General features: G+C 54.7%; 13 protein-coding genes. 6 read left to right on the top strand and 7 right to left on the bottom strand.

Going from position 1 to position 11,805, the window contains the following annotated elements:
- Positions 1–121 precede the first annotated feature (121 nt).
- Positions 122–427 carry a cupin domain-containing protein gene (locus AC13D2_RS02570; protein WP_482938179.1) on the bottom strand — a complete coding sequence of 102 codons (306 nt, stop codon included), beginning with the start codon at positions 425–427 and terminating at the stop codon, positions 122–124.
- 41 nt (positions 428–468) lie between these two features.
- Positions 469–1,509 carry a zinc-binding alcohol dehydrogenase family protein gene (locus AC13D2_RS02565; protein WP_300497890.1) on the bottom strand — a complete coding sequence of 347 codons (1,041 nt, stop codon included), beginning with the start codon at positions 1,507–1,509 and terminating at the stop codon, positions 469–471.
- Positions 1,510–1,610: 101 nt separating this feature from the next.
- On the opposite strand from AC13D2_RS02565, the gene AC13D2_RS02560 reads away from it, so the two are divergent.
- Entirely contained in the window at positions 1,611–2,540 is a 930-nt protein-coding gene (locus tag AC13D2_RS02560) for a LysR family transcriptional regulator (protein ID WP_292048077.1), read from the top strand.
- Here AC13D2_RS02560 and AC13D2_RS02555 read toward each other — a convergent pair.
- From AC13D2_RS02555 to AC13D2_RS02545, 3 genes are all read right to left on the bottom strand, one after another.
- Positions 2,537–3,484, bottom strand: coding sequence for a LysR family transcriptional regulator (locus AC13D2_RS02555; RefSeq protein ID WP_300497886.1), 948 nt, complete (start codon positions 3,482–3,484; stop codon positions 2,537–2,539). The genes AC13D2_RS02560 and AC13D2_RS02555 overlap by 4 nt on opposite strands.
- 16 nt (positions 3,485–3,500) lie before the next feature.
- Entirely contained in the window at positions 3,501–3,824 is a 324-nt protein-coding gene (gene trxA / locus AC13D2_RS02550) for a thioredoxin (RefSeq protein WP_300497883.1), read from the bottom strand.
- A gap of 118 nt (positions 3,825–3,942) precedes the next feature.
- Positions 3,943–4,968: a lipid A deacylase LpxR family protein gene (locus tag AC13D2_RS02545; protein ID WP_300497880.1), complete on the bottom strand. Its 1,026-nt coding sequence runs from the start codon at positions 4,966–4,968 to the stop codon at positions 3,943–3,945.
- A gap of 414 nt (positions 4,969–5,382) precedes the next feature.
- On the opposite strand from AC13D2_RS02545, the gene AC13D2_RS02540 reads away from it, so the two are divergent.
- A complete protein-coding gene (locus AC13D2_RS02540) occupies positions 5,383–5,634 on the top strand; it encodes a hypothetical protein (RefSeq protein WP_300497877.1) in 252 nt (83 codons plus the stop codon).
- Positions 5,635–5,712: 78 nt separating this feature from the next.
- Here AC13D2_RS02540 and AC13D2_RS02535 read toward each other — a convergent pair whose 3' ends face one another.
- Positions 5,713–6,645, bottom strand: coding sequence for a LysR family transcriptional regulator (locus AC13D2_RS02535; protein ID WP_300497874.1), 933 nt, complete (start codon positions 6,643–6,645; stop codon positions 5,713–5,715).
- A 120-nt stretch (positions 6,646–6,765) separates the two neighbouring features.
- Here AC13D2_RS02535 and AC13D2_RS02530 point away from each other — a divergent pair, with 120 nt between their 5' ends.
- The 3 genes from AC13D2_RS02530 to AC13D2_RS02520 are packed head-to-tail and all read left to right on the top strand — an operon-like array spanning position 6,766 to position 9,538.
- Positions 6,766–7,752, top strand: coding sequence for a zinc-dependent alcohol dehydrogenase family protein (locus tag AC13D2_RS02530; RefSeq protein WP_482938178.1), 987 nt, complete (start codon positions 6,766–6,768; stop codon positions 7,750–7,752).
- Positions 7,753–7,754: 2 nt separating this feature from the next.
- Positions 7,755–8,741 (top strand): LLM class oxidoreductase, encoded by a 987-nt coding sequence (locus AC13D2_RS02525; RefSeq protein WP_300497869.1) that lies wholly within the window; start codon positions 7,755–7,757, stop codon positions 8,739–8,741.
- The gene (locus AC13D2_RS02520; RefSeq protein ID WP_300497866.1) at positions 8,738–9,538 is read left to right on the top strand and encodes an SDR family NAD(P)-dependent oxidoreductase; all 801 of its coding nucleotides are present in this window, start codon (positions 8,738–8,740) and stop codon (positions 9,536–9,538) included. The genes AC13D2_RS02525 and AC13D2_RS02520 overlap by 4 nt, the downstream gene beginning before the upstream one ends.
- Positions 9,539–9,599: 61 nt before the next feature.
- Here AC13D2_RS02520 and AC13D2_RS02515 read toward each other — a convergent pair whose 3' ends face one another.
- On the bottom strand, positions 9,600–10,709 hold the full coding sequence (locus AC13D2_RS02515) for an alcohol dehydrogenase family protein (protein ID WP_300497864.1): 1,110 nt from the start codon (positions 10,707–10,709) through the stop codon (positions 9,600–9,602).
- Positions 10,710–10,868: 159 nt separating this feature from the next.
- Between AC13D2_RS02515 and AC13D2_RS02510 the strand changes: the two genes are divergently transcribed.
- Complete coding sequence (locus tag AC13D2_RS02510) at positions 10,869–11,750, top strand: LysR family transcriptional regulator (protein ID WP_300497861.1); 882 nt, start codon at positions 10,869–10,871, stop codon at positions 11,748–11,750.
- The last annotated feature ends 55 nt before the right edge of the window (positions 11,751–11,805 follow it).

Genomic DNA, 11,805 nt, shown 5'->3' with positions numbered 1-11,805 from the left:
AGTACATCAAGGTTCATAATGAGACACTGGCCAAGCCATTCCGATGGCACAAAAGCGCCGAATCCATTATGACATCGGTCGCGAGGGCAAAGCTGAGTTTAATCGATAATAAGTCATCGAATTAACCGCACGGAACACTAGCGTCCAAGTGGACAAAACAGGGTAATTTTTCCAACATCGGCGCCAGCGCTGCCGGAATATCCGCAACCACGAAGCGGTTGGCATCCGCAGCCGCTTCGTGGTCGTGGCCGGCGGCGATGATCGCGGCTTTGCCACTGCTCACCTCCCCGGCTTTGCTGTCGACCGACAGCGATAGCGTTCCAACGAGCGGCAACACCAGTTGATGGTGATCATGGGCATGTTTCTGCCCATGATCACTATAGCTCTTCAGCTTGAGGTTTGCTCTGGCGTTCGACATGTCATTCACAACCCGCTCCCTAGAGCAGGCTATTATAGCCAGAATACCGGTTACTCGAACCCTTCCAGCACTATCTTGCCCACGGCCTTACCGGACTCCAGCTCGGAATGCGCCACACGTAGGTTGTCAGCGTTAATTATCCCGAGATTCTTTCCCGCGGTGGTACGAATGTGGCCCTGATCCACCAGGCTCGCTACTGTTTCCAGTAAGTCGTGCTGAACCTTCATGTCATCGGCGTTGTGCATGGACCGGGCAAACATGAATTCGATGTGCAGGGACAGGCTTTTCGGTTTGATCTTCATCACGTCCAGAGACGCGGGATCGTCAATCATTGCAATCCTGCCGAACGGCCTCAGCGCTGCCACATAATCATCGAAATACTGGTCGGTTGCATTCAGGCTGGCCACGTGAGTGATCGGGGCAATTTTGCCTTCGGACACCAGTCGTTCGATTTGTGGCAGCAGTGGCTCGCGGTGATTAACGACAAAATCCGCACCAAGTGATTCGACCCATTGCCGGGACTCGGGCCGGGAAGCGGTGGCTACCACGGTGGCACCGGTCAGTTTTTTTGCCAACTGAATCAGGATAGAGCCAACACCGCCGGCTGCGCCAACCACCAGTATCACGTCGTCGGTTGGGCTGATTTCCTCTGGGGACTGTCGTTCTAGACCCAGGTGGTCGAAGAGCATTTCCCAGGCGGTTATGGTGGTCAGAGGCAGTGCAGCCGCCTCTGCGTCGTTCAGGCTGGCGGGTTTGCGGCCCACAATGCGCTCGTCCACGATCTGATACTCGGCATTGCTGCCCTGCCGTGTAACATCGCCAGCGTAGTACACTTGGTCGCCTGGCTCGAACAATGATACTGCCTCTCCGGTTGCAACGACTTCCCCAACGGCATCCCAGCCCAGTACCTTGGTCTCACCAGGCTCTGCTGCAGCCCGTTGACGTACTTTGAAATCAACAGGATTGACGCCGATGGCCCTGACGCGGACCAAAATGTCCCTTCCCGTGGCCGCCGGCTGAGGTAGTTCCACGTCTTGAAGGGATTTAGGATCATCAATGGGCAAAGATTCAGTATATCCAACCGCTTTCATGTTTCTCTCCAGTGTGAGTTGGTAGTGGCAAGCAGTGTGATCCCTCTTTACACTAAGAAAAACAGCTAAATCCCATAAACATAATCAAATAATTTTTGAAAATGAACTTTGACGATCTGACCGTTGTGCTTAAAGTGGCCGAATTCCGCAACATCACCGCAGCCGCCACCAGCCTGGATATGCGAGCTGCGACGGCGAGCGCTGCCGTAAAACGTGTGGAGCAGGAGTTAGGGGTAGAGCTGTTTGTTCGCTCTACCCGTCGGCTGCGCCTCTCGGCAGCGGGGGAAAAATACCTGCCCCAATGCCGGCAGGCGCTGGCACTGATGGATGAGGCACGACAGAATATTCGCTTTGGTGCAGAGACAGTGGCGGGAGAAATTCGGCTTTCGGTGTCATCCGATCTGGGAAGAAACCGCGTAGTGCCCTGGATTGACGAACTGATGGCCGCGCATCCTGGGCTGAGTTTGCGGGTACAGATCACCGACAGCAATGTGGACTTTTTCCGGGATTCGGTCGATATGGCCCTACGGTATGGCTCACCCAGCGACGCCAACCTGTACGGATTCAAAATCTGTGATGTCCCCCGACTCCTCTGCGCAACACCCGATTACCTGAACCAACAGGGCACCCCCATTCATCCACACGATCTGGCGGGCCACAACGGGCTTTTCTATCAGTTGCAGGACATTCCCTACGATTTGTGGACCTTCAAGCGGGATGGTGAGGAATACCGGGTAAAAATGAGAGGCAATCGGGCGTCCAACGACGGCGATCTCGTTCGGCGCTGGTGCATCGCCGGGCAAGGTATGGCGGTAAAATCCTGCCTTGATATATCAGAGGATCTGCTGTCCGGCCGGGTGATGAACGTAATGCCCGACTACACGCCACCGGTATCAGAGCTGTGGCTGATCTGCCCGACTCGACAATCCATCACGCCTGCCATGCGCCTGCTGCGGGACCATCTGAAACAGCAGTGTCAAAGCCTTATAAACGCCATGACTGCACGCGGCATACTGCCAAGCCATGATTAGACCGCCTTCAGGCGCCTGCCACAGGGCGAATTGGTCATGATGTCGTGCCAGCGATCCTGGAGCAGTCGTTCGATATGATTCCTCATCCAGATAATCCCCGGTTCCCTATCATGGCGTGCGTGCCAGATGAGGTAGAGGCTGGTTGGATCCAGTTCAAAGGGTAGCTCCCCCATCCATAACCCGTCGACGAAGCCGCAATCCTGGCTGATCAGCTCAGGAACGGCCGCGATGAGATTGGACTCCCTTAACACCTGAGGAACGGACGCAAAATGGTTCATTGTTGCGGCGATACGTCTGCTCTGCCCTTTTTGATCAAGATAACTGTCAACAGAGCCATGGGCGTCACCCGACATGGTGACCAACAGGTGTCGGGCTTCCAGAAACTCTTCCATGGTGATTTGCCGGCCTGCCAGCGGGTGGTCTTCCCGCATTGCGAGAACAAATCCGCTGTCAAGAAGCCAGGTGCTCCGTAAACTGTAATCGTGCTGGTTCAGCACGCCGACCGCGAGATCAACGTGAGCAGATCTCAGGTCGTCGTAGCTCCCTTCGGGCGTATAGGGAACGGCATGTACGTCCACTCCCGGCGCTTCGCGCTCAAGCAACTCAATAAGCTGACGCCAGATCATCTCGACGATGACGTCGGTTACCGCAATGCGAAATGTCCGCCGGGCGGAAGCCGGGTCAAACTGCGTCGCGCTGACGGCGTTCGTCAGCGCGAACATAGGGTCACCTACTTGGTCCCAAAGACTGAGGGCGTAAGAGGTCGGTTCGATGTTACGCCCCTTTCGCACAAAGAGCGGATCGTTCCAGATCTGTCGCATTCTGGAAATCGCATTCGATACCGCAGGCTGTGTCATGGCCAGGCGATCCGCCGCACTAGTCACTGAACGTTCCGTCATAATCGCATCGAAGATGTACAGCAACTGCAGCTCGTGAGTTTTCATAGTGCGTTTCCCGGGGCTATAAGTGCCCTTTAACGAACGTTCTCAACTGGCCAAGGCTCCCTGCCCCGGCATGTTGGGCAATCACATTGCCATCCTGAAACAAGGCCAGTGTCGGAATGCCACGAATGCGCATTTTTGCAGTGATTTCCGGGCTATCATCGACGTTGACTTTGGCAACGGTAAGTTGCTCACCGAACTCATCGGCGATGTCCTCCAGCAGCGGAGCTACCGTCTTGCAAGGGCCACACCAGGGTGCCCAGAAGTCAACCAGGACTGTCCGGTCGCTCTGTACAACCGCTTCTTCAAAATTCGCATCGGTTACATGAATAATGGTCGTCATAATATCTGCTCCTGAATGGAATTGCTCACTTTCAATACTGGGCCTTCAAAGCTGACAGCACTAATTTCAGTGCCATATAGATCCCATTTCTCACGATGATGGGTTTGCATAGAGCCCGCTAGAGGCGTTTACTGAATACCAGCCCACCCCATGCAAGCGAGCGGTTTCCGGTCCCGCGCTTAATTTCGGAGCTCTGAACCCGGAGCACATAACTCAACTCGGTGCCAGCAATGAAACTGTGGGTATACCCCGCCCAGATTTCCGCCAGGAGCACGTTAAGATTGTTGGCATCCAGTTCGTGGTCGGAGTGCCTGAACTGGCCCTGTAGGAACGCATTATAGGCACGGGCTTTGACAGACACGCCACCCCAAAAATAATGCTCCCGGCCGCCTGGGGCCGCTACTCCCGGCGCTCGTTCGCCGTAGGCCATAAGCTCAGGGTTGAAACGATTGTCCGGGGAGGAAATCAGCCCGTCCCGAAAAACAAGCGCGGCACCAAACTCAGTCAAATAACCCACCGACCCGAAATACGTGACTTTGAGTTGCTGGTCCGGCCGGCTCTTATCCAGATACTGATGATAGGCAGCGGAATACCGGAATGTTGGTTCCCCGCCGTTGGAGACCTGATGGTCCCAGCCACGTGCACGGTCACTTCCTATCACCTTGTGAACCGCATTCTGACCCGATTTAAAAACATCCAGGCCCAGCACTCCGACAGTCATCGAGGTGGTCCACCCGGAATCGTCACTCACGGTCTTGTAACTATGGCTTGACGATAAATAGACGAGGCTGCTGTAGGGTCGATCATCCCGATCGATATCCCTCGCCTTTATTTCCTCAGGGGTGAACCCGTAAATGCCAAACTCCAGGGCGGCGCTCTCAGGTTCACTAATGTCTGCTCCAATACCAGACAACAGGAACCTGTCCAGGTTTTGGCTGATTCCGGAAGCCGGATTTTCCAGGAAGTCCTCCGAGTTTGAGGAATAGGTGATGGCCACACCTGCGGTGTAATCCCTATCGGTTTGGGTGGGTGCAAAAAGATCGTTGTCCGTAGAGAGCGCAATGACAGAATCAGAGTCCTCAGCATGAGCCACCGGAGACAAAGCCAGAACAGTGAGAAAAAGTACAAGCAGACGATGGGACATGGCCAACTCCGAAAGACGATAGGTCGGAAACAAGTTGGCTGCTATTTTTCAACTGAACGCCTTGCGCGACTAATCAGGGCTCGGTATTGAAAACATCATATATTTTGATGAATAGGTGTTTGTACTGCGATATTTATACGTCGTCGGGCGGGGTGCGTTCTATAAAACGATTTAGGTATGCTCTTTATATTATTGTATTACAGATATTTTCATGTTTGTCGATAAAACCAGTCAAAATAGGAGACATCGAAATAACTCGCCGACAAACTTTATTCATCAGTTTTGGTGATGTGATTCATGCAGCCTCCTGATTATTCGGGACCTCTCCCCGAGCCCATACTTCACTCCATCTGATCTCGAGCCGATTGGCGAAACGGAGATCAGCCTTCGCTTATCAAAACTGGAGAACATGTTATGCGTACAACTGTACTGGCTGCTGTTACATCACTCTTGGCCGCAGCTGCGCTGCCTGCACACGCGACCCTGGCTGATCGGAAATCCGACGAGACTCATTTTGAAAACGCTCAACCGGCCCCGTACAGCGGCCAAACCGTCATGCGTGGTGAGATACAGGACCGTGATGCAGCAGGCCACTCAGCAGGACCCTCCCCCTACAGCGGCAATATCGTTATCCGCGGTGAAGTGCAGCCCAAAAGCCACGGCTGAGCGATAAGTCTTTCTTTGCGTCTTGGCACCAGGGATGGTGCTTTTTTGTCAACCCGCTTTGGGTGGCTTTGCCGCCTCTCACTCTTCTCCCTCCCCTTTCACCTCAACCTCCAACCACGGCGGGCGGTTACCAATCCGATCTAACAGGAAATCAATAAAGACCCGTACCTTCGCCGTTAAAACATTAGACTTGGGATAAACCAGCCAGAGCGCTGGCTCTGCGTCCATTCGGAAGTCTGCCAGAACCCGTACCAAGGTACCCTCCGCAAGTTCACGATGAACACTCCATAGAGCATGCATGGCAATGCCAGCGCCTGCCATGGTGGCAATTTTATGACTCAGCCCATCATCAATGATCAGGCGGTTACCGGGCGCACGCGGGTTGAATTTACCCTGTTCGCCCTCTGGGCCAATCAGGTTGATGGTCGCCTGGGATTTAAACGCAATCAGTTGGTGGGAACAAAGGTCGTCTGGATGCTTAGGTGTGCCCCACTTCGCCAGGTAGTTCGGGGAAGCGCACAACAACCGTTTGTCGTCTGCCAGTTTACGAGCCTTCAAATTACTGTCTGGAAGCACCGAGTCCCGCAATGCCAGGTCAAAACTGCCCTGGATGAGATCAAGCTCCATATCCGACAGCCGCAAGTCCAGATTGATGCCCGGGTAAAGCTCCAGAAAATTCGGTATCAGCGGTAACACATACTGTTGGGCAAACGTGCTGGATGCAGTCAATCTCAATGTCCCCGACACATGCTCATTGCCGAACCCCATCGCCGCCAGGGCCGCGTTCTCCTGCGCCAATATTTCTCGGGCGAAGGGTAGAAATTCTGCTCCCTCAGTGGAAAGCGCTACTTTCCGGGTCGAGCGTCGCAAAAGATCTGCCCCTACCGCATTTTCAAGTTTCGCGAGCCTGGCACTTGCAACTGCTGGAGGCATTCCCAATTCCCGGCCCGCAGCGCTGATGTTAAGTTTTTCCGCCGCCAGAACGAACAGTTTAATGCCTTCGGTATCCACAGTTTTATATCCATTTAACGAATACTGAAAACCATTATTGGCCATTTATTGCGATTATGCGAACCATTAATCTTGTGGGTAGAGTTTTGACCAACCCAAGCAATGAATTGGAGGTACACGATGAAAGCAATGGTTCTTAATCAGTACGGTGAACAGTCGGCATTCGAGCTGGCAGAGGTGGCTAAGCCTTCCGCACAAACGGGCCAGGTGATCGTGCGTGTTGCGGCAACGAGTATCAATACCGTCGATACGATGATTCGCCAGATGGGGAAGGATCTTCCGCTGTCCCCTGACCTGCCTGCTGTTCTTGGCATGGACTTCGCGGGAACGATTGAAGCCGTAGGCGAAGGCGTGACCGATTTCGCTCCCGGTGATGAAGTGTATGGCTGTGCTGGCGGGCTGGCCGATCTGCAGGGCGCCCTCGCCGAGTTTATGCCTGCCGACGCACGGCTGATTGCCCATAAGCCCAAGAGCCTGTCTATGCGTGAAGCGGCGGCGTTGCCGTTGGTTGGCATCACTGCATTCGAGGGTCTTCAACGTGCGGGTGTCAAAGCCGGCCAGAACGTACTTGTGCATGGCGGTACCGGCGGCGTAGGCCATCTAGCGGTCCAACTTGCGAAGCATTTCGGCGCCAATGTTTACTCCACTGCCACGGGTGCTAAAGCATTCAGCATCATCGAAGGCTACGACGCCACGCCAATCGATTACATGACTGAATCCGTTGCCGACTATGTCGAAGCCCACACATCCGGTGCCGGGTTCGATGTGGTTTTCGATACAGTTGGGGGCGCCAATATGACCAACAGCTTTGAAGCGACTGCCCTGAATGGCCATGTGACTTCGACTGTAGCCATGGTTGAACTGGATCTGACCACCGCGCACTTCAAAGGGCTGTCGATTCATGTCGTGTTCATGTTGATTCCCATGCTGCACAACCATCTTCGGGAAGCGCACGGCAACATTCTGGAGCAGTTGGCGCAGATCGTGGATCAGGGTGCCGTTAAACCCCTCCTGGATGAGCAAAGCTTCAGTCTTTCTGAGGTCGGCCAGGCCTATGATCGCCTGACCAGTGGCCAGGCGGTTGGCAAGGTCGTCGTGGAGGTTTGACAATGCCGGCACTGAACGAGAGCACAAAGACATTTGCCCCTATCAATCGTGGCTACAATCAGGTGTTTCAGCCGAATCGGTTGAGTATTGGCGTCATTGCTCCGCTGGAGAGTTATACCAGCGGGCCTGTGCCCACGATGGAACGTCACCTTGAACGTGTGCGGTTGGCCGAGAAGGCCGGTTTTTCCGCGGTATGGTTGCGCGATGTCCCCTTCAATGTGCCCTCGTTCGGTGATGCCGGCCAGGTATTCGATCCGTTCGTTTACCTCGGTTTTCTGGCGGGGCAAACCGAGCGGATCGCCCTGGGCGTAGCGAGCCTGATATTGCCGCTTCGCCACCCTGCGCACGTCGCGAAAGCCGCAGCAAGCGTCGATCAGCTGTCAGGTGGTCGTTTGATACTAGGAATCGCATCTGGCGACCGACCCGATGAATACCCTGCCCTCAACGAGACCTATGCAAACCGGGGCGAGCGTTTTCGGGACAGTTTCGAATACATCCGCAGGATGGCCGATAGCGCGCCGGCATTCGAAAACCGTTATGGCCAAACGAACGGTGAGATGGACCTGCTGCCGAAGCCAACGGCCGGGACGATCCCAATGTTGATTACCGGAGGCAGTCAACAGAAACCGCAGTGGGGGCCTTTCCACGGCGATGGATGGATTACCTACCCGCGGAGTATTGATGAGCAGGCAAAGGCGGTTAGATTCTGGCGTGACGGTATTCCCGGTAAAACAGAGGCCTCAAAGCCCGTGATGCAATCCCTGTACATCGATTTGCTGGCAGATCCCGATGCACCGCCTCAGCCCATTCATCTGGGCTTCAGATCCGGCATAAAGTTTCTGAAGACTTACCTTAAATCGCTCGAAAAAATTGGTGTAAACCATGTTGCATTGAACCTGCGATTCAATCAGGCGGATACTGAACAAACGATCCTGTACCTCGCAGAAGACCTGCTCCCCGAATTCTCGGCACAAGGACACAAACCATGACCAAAAAAATTCTGATCACCGGCGCCACTGATGGAATCGGCCTGGAAACCGCAAAGCGTCTCTATTCCGAAGGCCACACGTTGCTTTTACACGGACGAAACGCGGAAAAACTGGAGGCAACAGAAAGAAAGTTGGCAGACAGTACAGGCGCTGGACTGATCTACACTTATAAGGCGGATCTGTCGCGATTGGCGGAAGTGGATTCTCTGGCAAATGCCATCGCAAAAGAACATGGTCAGCTGGACGTGATTATCAACAACGCCGGCGTCATGCGGGTTCCTGAAACAATCACCCAGGACGGACTGGATGTCCGGTTCGCCGTGAATACGGTTGCGCCGTACCTACTGACAAAACACCTGTTACCAATCATGGGCCCCGGTTCACGGGTGGTAAACCTGTCGTCGGCCGCACAGGCTCCGGTGGAACTTGACGCCCTGCGCGGAAAAAACCGGCTTCTGGACGACATGTCGGCCTACGCTCAAAGCAAGCTGGCATTGACCATGTGGAACAATGCACTGGCAGCGTCCCTCGGCAGTGGGGGGCCGGTCTTTGTAGCCGTAAACCCGGGCTCGCTGTTGGCATCAAAAATGGTGAAAGAGGGCTTTGGCATTGCCGGAAAAAGCCTGTCGATTGGCGCCGATGTGCTCGTCCGTGCGGCGCTTTCGGACGAATTTGCCAATGCTTCAGGTCATTATTTCGACAACGACAAAGGTCGGTTCGGTTCGCCCCACTCGGACGCCCTGAATGACCGGAAATGCCAAGCGATTGTGATGGTTATCGAAGAACTTGTAGCTTAGAAAATGAGGTAACCGAACCAACCCGGCAACGCCACCGGTTGCCAGGCTAACTACCGTGCGATCAATGGATCTGGCTACCGATTGCAATGGTCAATTTGCCCGAAAAGCGCTTGCCCATAAAGTCCTCCTGGGCTTGAACCACGTCCCTCAACGCGTAGGTTTTAGCCACTACAGGCCCGATTTCGTTTCGTTCGATGTATCCGATGAGGTTCTCGAAGACCCGCTTGGGCTGCCAGGTCGAGCCGTAAAAACTTAGGTCCTTCAAGTACAAGGTTCGTACATCCAGTTCCACTATGGGGCCTGCAATGGCGCCTGACGCCACGTAACGACCGCCACGGCTCAGCACCTCCAGCAACTCCGGCCACTGGGGGCCCGCCACCAAATCAGCTACGATGTGGACGCTGTCTTTTTCCAGCACTTCGAGCAGAGGCTGCCCCCTGGCAATGACCTGATCGGCGCCAAGCTGACGCACCTCGTCGAACTTGGATTCACCACACACCGCGATTACTTCGGCGCCCCGGCGTTTGGCAAGCTGAATCGCCGCTGATCCAACGCCACCGGAAGCGCCGGTGATCAAAATTCGTTCCCCGACCCCCAGGTGTGCCCTGTCCAACATGCCTTCGGCGGTTGAATAGGCGCAGGGAAATGAAGCCAGTTCGGCGTCGCTCAGGGTACTGTTGATTGCGAACACTTCGCTTGAACGCGCTACGGCGTACTCGGCGTAGCCGCCGTTGATCTCGGATCCGAACGTGATGAGGTTGTAAGAAGACGGGTCGCCAGGCGCCTGTTGCATAGGGCGAACCAACACGCGCTCCCCTATCCGCGCGGGGTCAACTCCCTCACCCACCGCTATGATGTTTCCACACACATCAGCACCCTGAATACGTGGAAAACTGAGGGGTATACCTGACCAGCCACCATCTTCGTCGTTTGCCGTCTCAAACCCTGCAGCGGCGCCCTGATCCGTACCCGTTGTTACGCCTTTGGAATACCAGCCTGTCCGGGTGTTGATGTCGGTATTGTTGATCGCACTCGCTCCGACATGAATCAGTACCTCACCAGCGAGGGGCTGAGGCACTTCCAGATTTTCCCGGTACTCAAGTTTGTCCAGGCCACCGTGCCCAGTCAGAACAACGCCTGCCATTGTCTTGGGGATATGGATGTGGCTCATAGTGTCTCCTCTGCTTCAGTGCTAGCCGACTGATTCGATCAATTTAACGTCAACCTCGACGCCTATGGTGAGATCATAGGTCTCCGGAATGATTCACTCAAACGAATATTTTTGATACGATAATTCAGATTTGTTGATAAATGCCCAAAGGCCGCCCAAATGAAGCCCATTCTGGATCTGGAGTTGTTGAATACCTTTGCAGTGGTGGTGGAGGCAGGCGGTTTTAAAGAGGCGTCGAGCCGCCTGTACCGCTCCCAGGCCGCTGTCAGTATGCAGATTAAACGATTGGAAGAGCAGATCGGCCATCGGCTTCTTGAGCGCAGTAATCAGGGTATCAAGCTCACGGAACCCGGGAAGACGTTGCTGGGCTACATCGACAGGCTGCTACGCCTCAATAACGAAACGCTCAGTGCGCTTAGCCTGGAGCCGCTCCGGGGTCCTGTACATTTTGGGATACCCACGGATTATGCCCAGACATTCTTGCAGAAGTTTATCCCGCGCATTCGGGACGCCTTTCCTGAGCTGGATCCCCGAATTACCTGCGGTCGAAGCCGCAGGTTGCGGGAGCTGGTCACCGCTGGTGATCTCGACGTGGCTATCGTTACCGGGGAATCCCAGTTCGCACCGGAGAAAAGTCTGTGGTCGGAAGCGCTTTGCTGGTATGCCTCGGTTGGGCTACCCATCAATACAGAGGAGGCGTTGCCCGTCGCATTGCTGGAAAGTGATTGCGCGCTACGTGATTTCGCCGCCACGGATTTGAGGCAGTCCGGTCTGGACTACCATACGGTGATGACCAGTACCGACATGGCCAATCTTTATTCGGCGGTTGAATCGGGATTGGCCATCGCGCTGTTACCAGAGTCGTCGGTTATATCGTCCAGAGTGCGCCCAGTCCAACTGGACCAGCTACCCGGGCAGCGGGTTCTGACGATGAATATCATCAATGCTGGCACTTTGAACCCCGGTTTTCTGGAGCCGTTGCAAGGATGCCTGCTAGGCGCCGCCCGAGCCACTCACGATCAGTCGAACGCCAGAGTGTGACAATCTAATCCACAATCCGTATGTAGATGGTCACCTACTTAGAGCTTGTTTCCTC

This window comes from Marinobacter sp. B-12, assembly GCF_056857915.1.
This window is presented reverse-complemented; position numbering and strand designations above follow the sequence as displayed.